Origin of the sequence: Robbsia andropogonis, from assembly GCF_034047095.1 — a bacterium.
Lineage (GTDB): Bacteria > Pseudomonadota > Gammaproteobacteria > Burkholderiales > Burkholderiaceae > Robbsia > Robbsia andropogonis.
The window spans coordinates 3,542,828-3,558,685 of sequence record NZ_CP139170.1; the positions used below are offsets into that span (position 1 = coordinate 3,542,828).

The following is a 15,858-nucleotide window of genomic DNA, read 5'->3' on the forward strand; positions in this document are numbered from 1 at the left end:
GGCGAGTTCAAAAAGAGCCCAGAGTGGCTGTTTACGTTCCCGTAAAACGGCTAACCTTGGATTGTAGTGGTCTAATAGGTTCTGTCGCAATAAGGCGGTCTGTTATTCTGAAGACCCCGAGCGAACGATCCAATCCATGAAGCAAAAGCTGGCTGTGATGTCGAAAGTGTTTAAACGGCTCCATGGATTTGCCCCCGTATTTCCGGACACAGCATCACACCAAGGTTAATGACTCTGTCTTGCGCCGAAACTCGCATGGGGAGCGATACTTCAACGCGCTATGTGGGTGCTTCTCGTTGTAATGCTCGAAGGCGAGCGCCAGATTTTGCACTGCCGTCATCGCATCAGGCTTGGGCATGAAGGCGACGTAGTCGCGCTTCATCGTCTTCACGAAGCTCTCCGCCATCCCGTTGCTTTGCGGACTGCACACCGGTGTTGTGAGCGGTGTAAGACCGATACCGTTCGCAAATGCCCGCGTCTCCGGCGCAATATAGCCCGAACCGTTATCACTGAGCCACTCAATTGCGCTGGGCACGCCATCAACATTCCCAAATCGATGCGCCACCGCGACAAGCATCACGTCACGCACGTCGTTCCCCGTATACCCGCCAGTGGTCGCCACCCAGCTCATCGCTTCTCGGTCGCAGCAGTCCAAGGCGAACGTCACGCGCAATGGCTCGACGTTCTCGCATCGGAACTCGAAGCCATCCGAGCACCATCGCTGATTGCTTTTGTCGGCCGCCACTCGACCGTCATGTCGCCGAATGATGGTTGGCCGTTTGGGCTTTCGTTGCAGCAGCAGCCCATGAGCACGCATCACACGATAGACGCGTTTGTGGTTCACGGGCGCTGCCTGCGAACGCTCCCGCTCGCCGCGCATCAGGCCCCAGGCGCGCCGATAACCATAGCTCGGCAAGTCCTTCACACTCTGCTGAATTTCGGCAACCAAAGGTGTGTCGTCACCTCGCGCAGCAGTACGCCCGTCTTGCCACTCGGCTGTTCGAACACGCTTCACCGAGACGTTCGAACGCGCAACACCCAGAACGTCACAGACCTGCTTCACCGCTCGTCCTCCGGCAATGAGGGCGAGCGCGCAGCCCACTTTTTTGGCGACCGTATTCCACCGCCTCCTTCAGAATTTCGACTTCCACGGTCTTCTTGCCAAGCAAGCGCTGCAATTCTCGAATCTGCTTGAGCGCGTCCGACAGCTCCGAGGCCGGCACGACTTCCTCGCCAGCCGACACGGCCGACAGGCTGCCGTCCTGGTACAGCTTCTTCCAGTGGAATAACTGGTTCGGATTTACCCCGTGCTGGCGAGCAACCATCGAGACCGTCTTACCGGGCTCAAGGTGGTTCTGGAGCAAATAGGTAAGAGTGTTGAGAATGTTCTTACATGTAGGATATCTTATCAAGAAGACAGAACTGCATTCCATACGGCAGGCAGAGCGGTATCCCTGAGACCGATTTTAGTCAGATCGAACTGGCCCTTGCGAATGCGATGCATCAATTCGATGCCTGAGACCGTTGCCAAGGCGTTTCTGAACCGTTTGAAGCCGAGCATCACGTTCGTTCTGGACTTGATGTTTCGATGGTCCTGCTCAATCATATTGTTCAGATACTTCGAGGATCGGACCTTCGTGTGTTCAGGCAGTAGGCCATCGGCCTTCATCTCGCGCACCGCGCGGTGCGAGGTAGCGTAACCATCGAGCGCGATAGTCTCTGGTGGCTGCCCCTGGTGCATGATCGCCTTGCGAAAAAAGGCTTTGGCTGCTGCGACACCGCGTTTGGCCCTGAGTAAGAAGTCCACCGTCTGGCCATCTCGATCGACAGCCCGGTACAGATAGACCCATTTGCCACGACTCCTCATATAGGTCTCGTCGACTCGCCACGAGCCACCCGAAGGGATCGCAAATCGGTTCCAGCGTTTAACGAACTCTGGGGTAAAGCGTTTCACCCAGCGCATGATGGTGGTGTGAGCCAGCGATAAACCGCGCTCAGCCATCATTTCCACCAGATCGCGTAGACTGAGCTTGTAGCGAAGGTACCAGCGAACACACAGAATGATGATTCCTCGATCAAAATGTCGGCCATCAAACAGCCCGCTCTGACCTTTTGGCTTGCTCATCATCGATCCCCCGATTTTTGAGCAGCATGATGTAAAAGATCCAGACCACCTATTTGCACCAGAGCCCCACCGACTTCGCGAACCCGCCATCAGAGGCGTCATCACTAGGCGCGGTGCCGAATACGTAGCGGCCTGGGCAAAATTCCCGTTGCGTCGTCAAACGCACTCATTCGTGGCTTCATAGATTACGTCATCTTCACATTCGCTTCGTGAACGCTGATCGAGCGTTCACGAAGCGCTCCTCAAACTAGCCCACGCACTTCTCTACTGAAACATCGTCAGTAAAGCTGAACGTCTTCTTTAACTGGGCTTTTAGCCAAAACAATTCGTGATAGTTTGTTTTTTCTCCAGGTCAAATTTACGAAGTTTCTGCCAACGCGTCAAGCACGTGCTCTACCGATTATCTATAAAAACACGTTTTTCTGCTTTTTTGATGGTACATTCCGGAACCGATATCTATTTTTTTAAGCCAAAACGTCTGGCAAAACTGGGCTTTCAGTCGCAGTGCTGAATCTCGTAAAATCGTGCTTCAAAGATACGTTTAATTATCTAACGATCAGTATCTATTGATTAGTCGACCCTGAACAATACGTAGAGCCTTATGGCATAAGGCTTTGAATCTGTATCAGGGTTGAGGCATTTGCAAGGAACAGGCATATTACGTGTTGAATCCTGCAAATTCTGACGAGGTTTGAACGGGTCCGAAGAATGTTGTGCCCGAGGAAGATTTCTTTCGACAGCCGCTGCGCGAGCAGATCAACCTGAAGCATCCCTTGGTCAAGTTGAGCGACTTGATCGATTGGGAGCGGCTGAGCTGCGCGATGCGTACGAGCTTAGTCTCGTCGCATGGCCGACCGGCAAGTTCGCCGCGCTTGGTCGCGGGTCTACTGCATTTGCAGCATGCCTTAGACTTGTCCGATGAGGACGTGGTATGGCAATGGATCTAGAATCCATACTGGCAGGTTTTTACCGGCTCTGGTGCAAATAGGTGGTCTGAATCTTTTACATCATGCTGCTCAAAAATCGGGGGATCGATGATGAGCAAGCCAAAAGGTCAGAGCGGGCTGTTTGATGGCCGACATTTTGATCGAGGAATCATCATTCTGTGTGTTCGCTGGTACCTTCGCTACAAGCTCAGTCTACGCGATCTGGTGGAAATGATGGCTGAGCGCGGTTTATCGCTGGCTCACACCACCATCATGCGCTGGGTGAAACGCTTTACCCCAGAGTTCGTTAAACGCTGGAACCGATTTGCGATCCCTTCGGGTGGCTCGTGGCGAGTCGACGAGACCTATATGAGGAGTCGTGGCAAATGGGTCTATCTGTACCGGGCTGTCGATCGAGATGGCCAGACGGTGGACTTCTTACTCAGGGCCAAACGCGGTGTCGCAGCAGCCAAAGCCTTTTTTCGCAAGGCGATCATGCACCAGGGGCAGCCACCAGAGACTATCGCGCTCGATGGTTACGCTACCTCGCACCGCGCGGTGCGCGAGATGAAGGCCGATGGCCTACTGCCTGAACACACGAAGGTCCGATCCTCGAAGTATCTGAACAATATGATTGAGCAGGACCATCGAAACATCAAGTCCAGAACGAACGTGATGCTCGGCTTCAAACGGTTCAGAAACGCCTTGGCAACGGTCTCAGGCATCGAATTGATGCATCGCATTCGCAAGGGCCAGTTCGATCTGACTAAAATCGGTCTCAGGGATACCGCTCTGCCTGCCGTATGGAATGCAGTTCTGTCTTCTTGATAAGATATCCTACATGTAAGAACATTCTCAACACTCTTACCTATTTGCTCCAGAACCGTCTTAACGTACTTTGTCGCCCCTTTCGTCAAACGCCCCCTATACGAGACCTGCAGCAAGAGTTCGTCGCCTTTTTTATGTCCCAAGGCGTCGTTCACTCTTTTGAAGTTATCGAGATCGATATAGATCATCGCCAATTGGCCCGATGGTCCCAAGGCATGCATTCTTCGGCGCAGCGTTTCCGTAAGCAAGTATCTATTCGACAAACCCGTTAAGGAGTCCGTCTCCGCCGCTGCCTTTAATCTTGCAAGCATCAGTATGAAAAATACAGCAACGATGAGAATCAAGAGGCTAATGAATGAGGCCAGCCCCAGGTAGAAGACTTTCCATTGCTGGGAGCTAGCAAGTTCGTCTCTCTCGGAGAGTCCGACGATAACGGAAACGGGATACTGGGCCAGATGGTGATACGTGACAAATCGCCTCACACCATCGACCGGGTCGGTGAACACCCCGCCATTTGACCCGATCATGTCGCTGTACGCTGAGACCGAAGGGCCTTCATGTGAGGAGCTCGCCGAGCCGGTTCGGCGCGATATCAAATATCCGTAATCCGATATAACAGACAGCAGTGTGCCAGGCGCAAGGGTACCGGCACCATAGAATCCATCGGTAAGAAAATTCGGACTTTCAGAGACAACGACGATGCCAGCGAAGGAGCCATCTGGATTATCTAATCTGCGAGTCAGTTGTAGGGTCCACTTCCCGGAAACACGGCCGATGACTGGCTTGCTAATGTACAGGCCGGCGTCGCGATTGTTCGCGTGGATCAGAAAGTGCGGCCTGTCGTTGACGTTTATTGCTTCTATGCCCGGCGTTGTTGTCTGCAAAACATTCCCGTCCTTGCCGACAATCGTTACCTGCACGACCGTGTCTCCGGACATCAAGCCCCGATTTCTGTAATCAGATAGGGTGAATGAGCGAGGAGCCTTCTCGTACTCGTATTCCACCCACCTTGCTAAGGTATCCGCATTGTGGAGGTTATTTGCGACGTGGGCGGCAAACGTCTTGGACAACTCCACGCTAGCGGCAATTGCTCGATCTCGTGCGCCCCATTGGTCCACTGCAATTCGAACCAGTGCGCTTGTGAAGATAACGATGACAAGCAAAACGGCGATACCCCCTATCACTGCGCTAGCCAGTGATAGGCGATAGCGGCTTTTCTCTGGCCGATCGTTGCTTCGGCGTTTGATAGTCGCTATGCCTTGTCGCGTCATGACAGATATTCTTCCCACTATTTTATAGATAATAAATAGGATGGCCGACCAAGCATTGCTGTGTATTAGGTAAATGCTAAGGCGTTTTTCCGTTAGCGCCCTGATGCACCTGGGATAGGGAAATATAACGCAATTCACCTACTTCAACATCCGCTTGCCGTTAGTGACTTCGAAGTATTTTTAACATTAAATATTCCTAATTGTTAATCGTGTCATTCATCCATTCGTGCACGCGAAGCAGGCAGAGGTTGACTTCACGAATGCTCTTCTGCTCGCGCAGCGCGATTACCGCGTGGTTCACATCGTTGAGTGTTTCTTCGGCGTTCGCGCTGCTACACAGGAAGGCATTGTCACGCTGTCGAGGCGTTCGGGTAAGCTTGGCACATGAAGACCTAGACAACGTGACAATGCCGTTTAAGGTTAAAATAAACCGTCAACGAACAAGGAATCTCTCCTAATCCCGAAAACGCCATGAATCTCGAAGCATTACTCTCACGGCGCGAGGCACTGAACAAGGAAATCGCGCAGCAGATCGCGGCACAGCGTAATGACGCGCTCGCGGAGGTACGTAAAACGGTAGCGCTGTTCGGCTTCACTATCGCTGAACTAGACGTCCCGAAACCGAAAAAGTCCAAACTCAAAAATGTGAAGACCCAGCCGATCTACCGAGATCCAGAGACTGGCTGGACGTGGTCCGGTCGCGGCAAGCCGCCGAAGTGGATTGCCGGAAAGGATTACGATCAATTCTTGATCCAACGCACATCGTAACGGGCGAGGGCATTGTCACGTTATCGGGCGTGGCCAGGAAAAAGGGCATTTCACGGCGTGCTTTCAAAACGCGGACGGATTTTGGCCGCCAAGCGTAAATTGCTGCCATGACGCAAGATGAGCCGTGAGCTGACGACGGTGTTCGATGGCGCCAAGTATTTCGCGCTTGAGTGCAAAATGCTGTCGAATCCGGCCGAAGTTCGAAAGGAAGCGCTGTGCTCGTCGCAAATCTCTTAAGCCACGCATGCGGCGCTTGCGTTCACGTGTTGGTTGATGGCTATTTTCGGCACGGTTATTCACGCGTGCGGCAGCCCGTACGAAGATGTGCTTCGTCTTGGCCAGCGTGGGCACTCGGGCTTTGGCGGCAGGGTAGCTACGAAGCTGATCTGTCACGATGACCCGCGGTGCCGGGTGGTTGCGCAAGATCCGTTTGAAGAATCGTTCGGCCGCAGCGGTGTCACGACGCTTTTGCAGAAGGATGTCGAGTTCCTGCCCTTGCTCGTCAACGGCGCGCCAGAGCCAATAAGGCCCACCGCGTAGACGCACAAACATTTCGTCCAGATGCCAGGTTTTGGCGATCCGGCCGGTGGTCTTTACCTGTGCGGCAAACCGGGCCCCGAATTTATCGCGCTACCGCCGTATCGATTCGTAGCTGACGATCACGCCGCGCTCAAGCAATAATTCTTCGATGTCGCGCAAGCTCAGCGAGAAGCGAAAGTACCAGCGCACCGCAAGACTGATGATGGCAGGCGGGAATCGGTGGCCGCGGTAAATAGACCAGGATTTCATCCACCTAGCTTACACGATCGCTTCGCTAACGTGACAGTGCCACGAATTCCCGTTTGGCCGATGAAAATCCAGTATAGTCAGACATTGGAAGATGGAGGTCGATTCTGGACGGCTTTTATGCTGCTACGCGCGATGTCCCGATTATGATCCGGAAGAGGCTATCAGACCATCGTTTCCTGGATAAATCGCAACCGGCGAGATTCTTTCCCCTCTAGTCGTCATCATGATGAAGAAAATAATGTTGTTTCCCACGATTTTGGCCATGCTGCCAGCAGGCGCAGCGGAAAACACGCCCCCATCTATCACGGTTCAATTCGGAAAACCAACAATCGAGCAGAAGTTGTTCTATCAAAAGATGTACGAAAAAAAACCTTTTCCGGACGCTACCTTGTATTACTACGATAATGGCGTCTACAAGATCATTTCGCCCGGTGAAGAACATTATGGGGTCTATGTCGTGCATGGCCATCTGACAGACGACGAATACGCGGTCGACTATATTTCGCTGCCCTCATCGGACTGGGGAGGAAAAACGGCGCACCATTATCTGAAATTCAACCGGAAGACCGACATGTTCACGCAGCAGGCGACATGGGAAGACGATCCGAACATCGCGCCGCAGTACGGTCGCTTTTCTCAACGCGAGAACTCGATTGCCGATCCGCGTTCGATCACATGGCAAACGCATTCGGGCCCAAAACAAGAAGGTCAGTGAACTAACGCTGACAGGTCACTTTTACTGCATTGTCCCGTTAGCGGGCGTGGGCCGGAAAAAGGGCATTTCACGGCGTGCTTTCAAAACGCGGACGGATTTTGGCTGCCAAGCGTAAGTTGCTGCCATGACGCAAGATGCGCGGTGAGCTGACGACGGTGTTCGATGGAGCCAAGTATTTCGCGCTTGAGTGCAAAATGCTGTCGAATGGGGCCGAAGTTCGAGAGGAAGCGCTGTGCTCGTCGCAAATCTCTTAAGCCACGCATGCGGCGCTCCCGCTCTAGGGTCGGTTGATGGTATTTTCGGCGCGATTATTCACGCGTGCGGCAGCCCGTACGAAGATGGGCTTCGTCTTGCCAAGCGCTGGCACGCAGGCTTTGGCGTCAGGGTAACTACGAAGCTGATCTGTCACGATGACGCGCGGTGCCGGGTGGTTGCGCAAAAGCCTCTTGAAGAACTGTTTGGCTGGGGCAGTATCTCGATCCTTTTGCAATAGGAGGTCGAGTTCGCGGCCGTGTTCGTCGACGGCACGCCATAGCCAGTATGGCTCACCACGAAGACGCACGAACATTTCGTCGATATGCCAGGTTTTGGCGATAAGGCCGGTGATTTTTACATGTGCGGCAAACCGGGCCCCGAATTTATTGCGCCACCGCCGTATCGATTCTTAGCTGACGATCACGCCGCGCTCAAGCAATGATTCTTCGATGTCGCGCCAGCTCAGCGAGAAGCGAAAATACCATCGCACCGCAAGGCTGATGATGATGGCCGCGGTAAATAGAGGGGGTGCGGACAAAATCTTGGACTAACTGGAGGTAGTTCATGTATTCGTATGAAGACCGCATGCGAGCGGTTCGGCTTTATTTGAAGTTAGGGAAACGTGTTGGCGCAACGATCCGGAATTTAGGATATCCGACGAAGAAATCCTTAAAATCGTGCCACCTCGAATACGAACAGCGTCGTGATCTAAGGGCAGGCTATGCGCGTTCCAAGCAGGTGTACTCGGCCGAACAGAAGAAGCTGGCCATGGATCATTACTTGAGCCATGATCGTTGTGTGGCAGCGACCTTACGGGCTTTGGGCTATCCGAGTCGTGGAACACTTACGGATTGGATTAGAGAGCAGTGTCCTGAGATCGGCAAGTGCCGTGCTGGACGTGTGGCCGGCAGCATTCCTCAGTCGCTCGCGGTGAAACAGGGGAGCGTCATTGAGCTGTGCTCCAGAGAAGGCAGTGCACGCATGCTTGCCCAGAAAGTGGGCGTAAGCAGACCGATGTTATATAAGTGGAAGAACGAACTACTCGGCCGGGAGGCTCCAGCATCGATGAAACGTCACGAGAAGCGAGCACCGGAGCACGAGCGTTCGGATATGGAGAAGCAAGTCGAATCGCTTCGGCGCGATATCCGCAAGCTAGAGCTCGAGCGCGATATCCTCGCGAAGGCGAACGAATTATTAAAAAAAGGGATGGGCATCGACCTGCAGCTCCTGAGCAACCGGGAGAAGACGACGTTGGTTGATGCCCTAAAACAAACCTATGCGCTGCCAGAGTTGTTGTCGGCTCTGAGGCTCGCCCGCAGCTCCTACTTTTATCACCGCGCCCGTCTGCTCGTGACCGACAGATATGTGGGTGCGCGTCGTGTCATGGTAGACATCTTCGAATGCAACTATCGCTGCTACGGCTACCGTCGGATCCGAGCGGCATTGAGCAGGCAGCAGGTCTTGATCTCAGAGAAGGTCGTGCGACGTTTGATGCGACAAGAGGGACTCTGCGCCGCCACAACCAAACGACGTCGCTACGGCTCCTATCGTGGTGAAATCAGCCCGGCGCCGGCGAATCTCATCAATCGCGTTTTCCGTGCAGAGAGCCCGAATCAAAAATGGCTCACCGACATTAGCGAATTCCAGATCCCTGCCGGCAAAGTGTACCTGTCGCCCGTGATAGATTGCTTCGACGGCCTGGTTGTAAGCTGGTCAATCGGTACACGACCAGACGCTGAGCTCGTCAATGCCATGCTGGATGGTGCCATAGAGACAGTGGCCGAAAGTGCTGGTCGGCCCGTGGTCCACTCCGATCGTGGTGCGCACTATCGTTGGCCGGGATTGCTATCTAGGATGCGCGATGCGAGGCTCATTCGCTCGATGTCACGCAAGGGATACTCGCCCGATAACGCAGCCTGTGAAGGTTTCTTCGGCCGACTCAAGACAGAAATGTTTTATTCTCGAGATTGGCGGGGTGCGACCGTTGATCAGTTCATCGAGACCCTCGACGCCTACATCCGGTGGTACAACGCGAAACGGATCAAGGTATCGCTTGGCTCTCTCAGCCCACTTGAATACCGTGCAAGTCTCGGAATTGTCGGATAAACCAGTCCAAGAATTCGGCCGCACCCCCAGCTTTGGCGGCTTGAGTCCTCTTGACTATCGGATGCGGGCGGGAGCCCGCTGACTTTAAACGGTCTAACTTTCGGGGGGGCAGTTCAATCCCGGTGTGGTTCAGTAATCCGTAAATTTTCTTATACCCTAGGTCCTTAAATGATCAATAGAACGACACAGTCTATTTCTAAGGTCGGCGCTGCTTTCTTGCTGATTGCCGTTGGTAGCAGTCTGACCGCATGTGCCAGCCGCGCTCAAGATCCATCCGCCAATGAGGCCAGTCAATGCAGGGATGTTAATACTCTGCTCAAGTCGAATGGTATCTCCGAAACGACAGCCGGTTTGCCTGCTCCGAATCAGAGTTTTGAACAATGGAAAGCGGGGCTGCGCCAGGATGCTCTTTCCCAGGGAATCAGCGCTGATATCTTTGACAAAGTGTTTGTTAGCATAAACCCAGATAGCGACGTTATCGCCGCCACTCAAAAGCAGCCAGAAATAGTAACTCCCATCTGGAGTTACATTGAACAGCGGCTAACACAGGATAGTGTATCTCAGGGGAAATCGTTGCTTGAAAATTATAAGGAAACCTTGAATCGCATTGCTCAGCGTTATCCAGTTGATTCTCCGTTATTGTTTGCTTTCCTTTCAATCGAAAGCAATTATGGGCTTAATGCAGGCGAAAAGAGCGTCATCCGCTCGCTCGCCACGCTCGATTATTATAACTATCGCCAATCGTTTAACCGGCAAAATCTGATTGCCGCATTATGTATAATCCAGAGAAACGATGCGCTACCGGAGCAACTTAAGGGTTCTTGGGCGGGGGCGATGGGGATGCCTCAGTTCATTCCCGCATCTTATCTGCAATACGCGGTGGATTTTGATGGAGACAATCACCCCAATATCTGGACCTCTTTCCCCGACTCGCTGGCTTCGGTAGCTAACTATATGCAAAAGTCCGGGTGGAAAAAGGACATGCCGTGGGGTTTTGAAATCAGCTTGCCGACCAAGTTCGACTATTCCGCTTCTGGCATGGATAACCAAAAAGCCATTAAAGAATGGCAACTCTTGGGAGTGCGGGCCGTGGTCCCGAGGGATCTGAAATCACTTGCCGCAGTAAAAGCCTCTCTGTTACTTCCGGTCGGGAAGAACGGTCCGGCGTTTTTGGTAACGGATAATTTCCGTGCCATTCTTCGTTATAACAATGATATTTCCTATGCGCTGACCGTCGCATTGCTGTCTGATAATTATCTTCGCGACACGCTGGTACAAAAACCTTGGCCACGTAATGAGCTCCCCCTGACGCGCAAGCAACGCGAAGCGTTGCAGATTCTGCTTCAAGAAAAGCAACTTTACCGGGGTACTATTGATGGCATCCTAGGTCAGGGTTCTATAGCGGCAGTCCGAGCGTATCAGCAACAAGTCGGATTGCCGGTCGACGGTTATCCAGACCAAGCATTGCTGGATAAACTGTTGTGTCACTAGGCCCTTGTTCACATTTTTGACCTGACCCTACCCCAGAAAATAGTCTCGTTGAAAACTAGAGAATCCGGCATTATTTGACTGGTCCGAACCGGGAAGAGATGCCATGAAGACGAGCAAGTTTACGGAGGCGCAAATTGCGTTTGCGCTGAAGCAGGCAGAGTTGGGCACGAAGGTGGATGAGGTGTGCCGCAAGCTGGGCATCAGCGAAGCGACGTTCTATAACTGGAAGAAGAAGTACGGCGGTCTCGGGCCATCCGAGTTGCGCCGGCTGCGCCAGTTAGAAGAAGAGAATACCAAGCTCAAACGCTTGGTGGCCGACCTGAGTTTGGACAAGACGATGTTGCAGGACGTTTTAGCAAAAAAGCTTTAAAGCCTTCGCGCAAGCGACTGCTCATCGACGAGTTGCGAGACCGATATGGCGCGAGTTTGACGAAGGCCTGCGCACTGTTTCGGATGTCAGGCTCGCTGTACCGTTACAAGTCTGTGGCGCGCGACTCGTCGGCACTGTTGCTGCGAATAAAGGACATTGCAAAGACCCGAGTGCATTACGGATATCGACGGGTGCATGTTCTTTTACGGCGCGAAGGCTGGCCGGACAATCACAAACGGGTGTATCGACTGTATCAGGAAGAAGGCTTGTCGCTCAGGCTCAAACGGCCAAAGCGGAACAAGTCGGCACAGTTACGCCAACCCAAGCATCTGGTCACGGCGATGAATCAGATTTGGAGCATGGACTTCGTCGCCGACGCACTGTTCGATGGGCGCAAGCTTCGTGCATTGAGCGTTGTGGATAACTTCACGCGTGAAAGTTTGGCTATCGATGTCGCTCAGAGCTTGAAAGGGGAAGACGTCGTTCGCGTACTTAACCACATCGTTGCGTGGCGTGGATTGCCGCGGACTATCAAAATGGACAACGTACTAAATGCAATAGGCTCAGACAAAAAAGTTACAGCATCCCCTGGCGGCGAGATTTCGCTCGTCGCACATTTAAAAGAGCGCGTCCTGCAACATTCCTAGCGGTCTTCCGCTCTGTAACGGGCTCGCCCAGCTCACCATAGTAGAAACAAGATTCGAGATGCCCGCACCTCGATCTTCACGTTACTTAAAACAGCATAAGGGCCCAGCGGAAGGTCCAATCATTATCTACGAGGTCACTTGCTGCTGTGCCTCAACGGCCCTGCAGAGAGGGATCGATCCGCTGGGTAAGCTTTGTTCAAAGAACCGCTGATACGGACGGTTCGTTTTAATCATTCCGTGTGCGACTCGCGCCATCTTCGCGCAAACAGCAGTGAGGGCTTTGCGCTTTAAGTCGGCGTTGCCAGGATCGGACTTGATATATCGATCGTATTTATCTTTAAATGAATTCTCACGTAGGCGAACTGCGACAGTGCCTGCCATCCAAAATGCCAAGCGCAGTCTCGCGTTTCCACGTTTGGACAACTGCTCACGACCTCGTGCCGTTCCAGACTGATGCTTGGCCAGATCAAGGCCACAATATTTCAGGAATTGCCGATAATGGCGGAATCGGCGCAAATCACCCGCTTCCGCGAGAATGGTAAGTGCGATGATCGGACCAATACCTGGCAACGTTCGCAAACGTTCGTAGTCGGCATTGTTCAATAATGCCGCTTCGGCACGCTCCTCCAAACTCGTACGCGCTTCGTTGAAGTGCTGAAGTTGCCGAAGTGACAGTCGAAATGTTTCTACGGCTAGGCTGTCTGGGTGATGCGGCAGCGCAGCTGACTGTTGTGACATGTCCCAGATTTCACCTAGTTTTTGGGTCTTCTCGACCTTGCGACCGACAAGGTCCCACGCCGCTTTTACAAACTCTTCTCGCGTCAGCCGTTGCACATGAGCCGGCGTCGGAAATTCCAGCATGAATCGTATCCACCACTCACTGCGGCTGCTGCTCCAGTACTTGTACATCTCCGGAAAGTACAGAGGGACGTGGTGATTGATGATTGAATGCTGAACGCGTGTTCGCAACCTCGATATCTGGAAGTAAGTCTTGGACAGCTCTTGCAGATCATGGTTGCCAGCGATCATCGGGTCAACGTATTGCTGCACGATGCCGTGTTTCAGCATATCCAGAATCACTGAGGCGTCTTTGGGATCATTTTTATCCCATGAGTTGAATTTGGCCTCGCGGTAGCGAGCCTGTGCGACCGAAGACACACTGACAAGATCGACACCGGCCATCAAAAGTCGATGAGCTATTGGGCGGTGGTAATCGCCGGTCGGCTCCAGTGCACCTTTACACCGACCTCCAAGGCTTTGAATGAATTGGATAAGCCGGTCAAAATCCTGAGCGGAGTTTGCCATCTTGAAGCGATGCTTCATACCGGTCGCGGTTTCGATCAACACAGCGTTCCATTGCTTTGCAACATCGATTGCAAGGAAATGCACGTCAGTCGTAGTATTGGAAGTGTCAGCCATCACGGTGTCCTCCTGTGGTCCTCGAGAAACCTAAGGATGCCAGTCACTGGGATTGGCTGACCACCATTCTGCATTTACTACGGCAGCGAGTTCATTTCGAAGGTGATGGACAAATGGGCATACGAGAATAATGTTGAACTCGACTTCAGCCGACCTGGCAAGCCGACCGATAACGCCAAGTGTGAAAGCTTCAATGGCCGTCTTCGGCAGGAGTGTCTAAATGCCCATTGGTTCTTGTCGCTGGACGACGCCAAGAGCAAAATCGAAGCGTGGCGAAGGGATTATAATGAGTGTCGTCCCCACTCTGCATTGCAGTGGGCGACACCTGCCGAATTCGCCCGCCAGGCGCGGGAAACGGCGTTGTCAGAAGTAACCGCGAAGCCGGATTTCTCTACTTCTGAGCGGGGCGGATTCAACCGGTCACTGCAACGCGGCTTGAAGAACCTGTGCCGGGGTTTTGAACTTCAAGGTTTTTCTGGGTCTCGTGTTCAGCTTTTCCGCAATCTTGTCTAACTCCTTCTGCGAGAAGCCCGAAAGACAAGTGCCTTTCGGGAAATACTGACGCAGCAGTCCGTTAGTATTCTCGTTCGTGCCGCGCTGCCAGGGGCTGCTGGGGTCACAGAAGTAGACCGCCATATCAGTGGCAAGTGAGAACGCCTTATGCGCAGACAGTTCCTGACCTCTGTCCCAGGTAAGACTCTTCGATAACTCTCGGGGTAGTTTGTGCATCTGTCCGGCAAGAGCCTCTATCACGGTGAGTGCGCCTTTGTTCTTTACCTTGCATAACAGCGTAAATCGAGAATGTCGCTCAACAATTGTTGCGATCGCGCTGTTCAGCGAACCGACGATCAAATCACCTTCCCAGTGACCGGGTATCGCGCGATCTTCAATTTCAGCTGGACGCTCCCGAATTGAAACCGCTCCTTGAATGTTCCCGCGACTCGGCGTCTGGTGGTTTCTGGCACGCCGGAACATACGCTTCATACGAAGATGCTTTTTTAATTCTTCACGCAATACGCCACGCGTTTGAATAAAAAGGGACTTGTAGATCGTCTCGTGCGAAATACTCATGCCAACACCGGTCCCATTTTCCTGTCTCAGCCAGCCCGAAATCTGCTCAGGCGACCAATCCTGCTTCAGCAACGCGATAACCTGTCGACACAGCTTCGGATACCGGCGTAACAACAACGATTTAGGCCGCTTACATCGCTTGAAGAAAGCAGCCTCTGCATGGCAGGCGCGATACCGAGTAATGCCGCCGTTACGCGATATCTCGCGCGATATCGTCGAGGCGGACCGATTCAAGCTCTTAGCGATTGATCGCATGCTCGCACCGCTCGCTAGTTCCCGAGAAATAGTCTCTCGCTCTTCCAGCGATAAACTGCCCTGCCTGCGAATATGCTGTCGAGGCTCAATCCCGCCGTGGTAAAGCAAGTACGAATACACCGTCGCCGGTGGTTTTGCGATGTCCCGCGCAATCTCGCTCATCGGAATGCCGCCTCGCCATAAAGTCCAGATACGGGTCTTACGTGCATCCGTCATCGGGCCAAATATGCCCGCCATAACAACACCTCAGATTTTATAACAATCAATATCGGGGTGTTGCAGTGACCGGTTGAATCCGCCGGGACTAATTCCGGGGTAGGGTCACTTTGGAACGGACTCTACATTATTCGCGTACCAATCGCGGGGAGCAGGTCAGATTGCCTCTTGGCCGCCGGCGGTAACGAGCTCGCCTCAAAACATGGCCACCCCGCGTGTCAACGCTCCATAATTGGAGTCTTTGAGCGTGACGGGACAACACTCACGGCCGAGCAAGCTGAGTGGGTAAAGTGCTTTCACAAGGTCGTCGCTGCCGGCGACCCGCACCCTCGCAACTATATTCATGGCGTTCTGTTTCTCTTCCGAGATCTACAGGAGCGCGCGGCATTGAGCTACGAGTTGAGCTGGATCGTGGTCTGGAATCCAGCGCTGATTGATGACGCGCGAGCGAAGCCAGTTCTAGAGGCTATTCATCAGATAGTTGCACGAGCCAAGTTCTAATCATGTTGATCGGCTATGCTCGCGTTTCGACGTAAGCGGCCGGTCATCCCATCTAGCGTCCGACATTAGCGTGTAAGAGCATACGTTTCCACGATCATGGAAGCG

General features: G+C 53.0%; 9 protein-coding genes and 6 pseudogenes. 8 read left to right on the top strand and 7 right to left on the bottom strand.

Annotated elements, in window-relative coordinates; genetic code table 11:
• Positions 1–214: 214 nt before the first annotated feature.
• A protein-coding gene (locus SJQ66_RS28975) for an IS3 family transposase (protein WP_407691584.1) occupies positions 215–1,409 on the bottom strand; the annotation gives its coding sequence in 2 pieces (ribosomal slippage) (positions 215–1,109 and positions 1,108–1,409; 1,197 coding nt in all).
• Complete coding sequence (locus SJQ66_RS28980) at positions 1,409–2,125, bottom strand: IS6 family transposase (RefSeq protein WP_320535400.1); 717 nt, start codon at positions 2,123–2,125, stop codon at positions 1,409–1,411. Before SJQ66_RS28980 ends, SJQ66_RS28975 begins: the two co-directional genes overlap by 1 nt.
• 713 nt (positions 2,126–2,838) lie before the next feature.
• On the opposite strand from SJQ66_RS28980, the pseudogene SJQ66_RS28985 reads away from it, so the two are divergent.
• Positions 2,839–3,069: pseudogene (locus SJQ66_RS28985) on the top strand (IS5/IS1182 family transposase); the annotation flags it as partial.
• 93 nt (positions 3,070–3,162) lie between these two features.
• Complete coding sequence (locus SJQ66_RS28990; RefSeq protein ID WP_320535400.1) at positions 3,163–3,879, top strand: IS6 family transposase; 717 nt, start codon at positions 3,163–3,165, stop codon at positions 3,877–3,879.
• Positions 3,880–4,040: 161 nt separating this feature from the next.
• Here the strand turns inward: SJQ66_RS28990 and SJQ66_RS29840 are convergent.
• Positions 4,041–5,150, bottom strand: a pseudogene (locus SJQ66_RS29840) (sensor domain-containing diguanylate cyclase); the annotation flags it as partial.
• Positions 5,151–5,621: 471 nt separating this feature from the next.
• Between SJQ66_RS29840 and SJQ66_RS28995 the strand changes: the two are divergent.
• A complete protein-coding gene (locus tag SJQ66_RS28995) occupies positions 5,622–5,918 on the top strand; it encodes an H-NS histone family protein (protein ID WP_176026229.1) in 297 nt (98 codons plus the stop codon).
• A gap of 63 nt (positions 5,919–5,981) precedes the next feature.
• Here SJQ66_RS28995 and SJQ66_RS29000 read toward each other — a convergent pair.
• A pseudogene (locus SJQ66_RS29000) lies at positions 5,982–6,707 on the bottom strand (IS6 family transposase).
• 223 nt (positions 6,708–6,930) lie between these two features.
• Here SJQ66_RS29000 and SJQ66_RS29005 point away from each other — a divergent pair.
• Positions 6,931–7,422 (top strand): hypothetical protein, encoded by a 492-nt coding sequence (locus SJQ66_RS29005; RefSeq protein ID WP_176026228.1) that lies wholly within the window; start codon positions 6,931–6,933, stop codon positions 7,420–7,422.
• 80 nt (positions 7,423–7,502) lie between these two features.
• Here the strand turns inward: SJQ66_RS29005 and SJQ66_RS29010 are convergent.
• Positions 7,503–8,218: pseudogene (locus SJQ66_RS29010) on the bottom strand (IS6 family transposase).
• Between the two features lie 23 nt (positions 8,219–8,241).
• On the opposite strand from SJQ66_RS29010, the gene SJQ66_RS29015 reads away from it, so the two are divergent.
• From SJQ66_RS29015 to SJQ66_RS29025, 3 genes and pseudogenes are all read left to right on the top strand, one after another.
• Entirely contained in the window at positions 8,242–9,783 is a 1,542-nt protein-coding gene (locus SJQ66_RS29015) for an IS3 family transposase (RefSeq protein ID WP_320534850.1), read from the top strand.
• A gap of 168 nt (positions 9,784–9,951) precedes the next feature.
• Complete coding sequence (locus SJQ66_RS29020) at positions 9,952–11,274, top strand: lytic murein transglycosylase (protein WP_320534851.1); 1,323 nt, start codon at positions 9,952–9,954, stop codon at positions 11,272–11,274.
• Positions 11,275–11,377: 103 nt separating this feature from the next.
• Positions 11,378–12,189, top strand: a pseudogene (locus tag SJQ66_RS29025) (IS3 family transposase); the annotation flags it as partial.
• Between the two features lie 228 nt (positions 12,190–12,417).
• Here SJQ66_RS29025 and SJQ66_RS29030 read toward each other — a convergent pair.
• Positions 12,418–13,710 (bottom strand): IS110 family RNA-guided transposase, encoded by a 1,293-nt coding sequence (locus SJQ66_RS29030; protein WP_046154612.1) that lies wholly within the window; start codon positions 13,708–13,710, stop codon positions 12,418–12,420.
• 81 nt (positions 13,711–13,791) lie between these two features.
• On the opposite strand from SJQ66_RS29030, the pseudogene SJQ66_RS29035 reads away from it, so the two are divergent.
• Positions 13,792–14,055, top strand: a pseudogene (locus SJQ66_RS29035) (integrase core domain-containing protein); the annotation flags it as partial.
• 75 nt (positions 14,056–14,130) lie between these two features.
• Here the strand turns inward: SJQ66_RS29035 and SJQ66_RS29040 are convergent.
• Complete coding sequence (locus SJQ66_RS29040; RefSeq protein WP_320533934.1) at positions 14,131–15,273, bottom strand: IS30 family transposase; 1,143 nt, start codon at positions 15,271–15,273, stop codon at positions 14,131–14,133.
• Between the last annotated feature and the right edge of the window lie 585 nt (positions 15,274–15,858).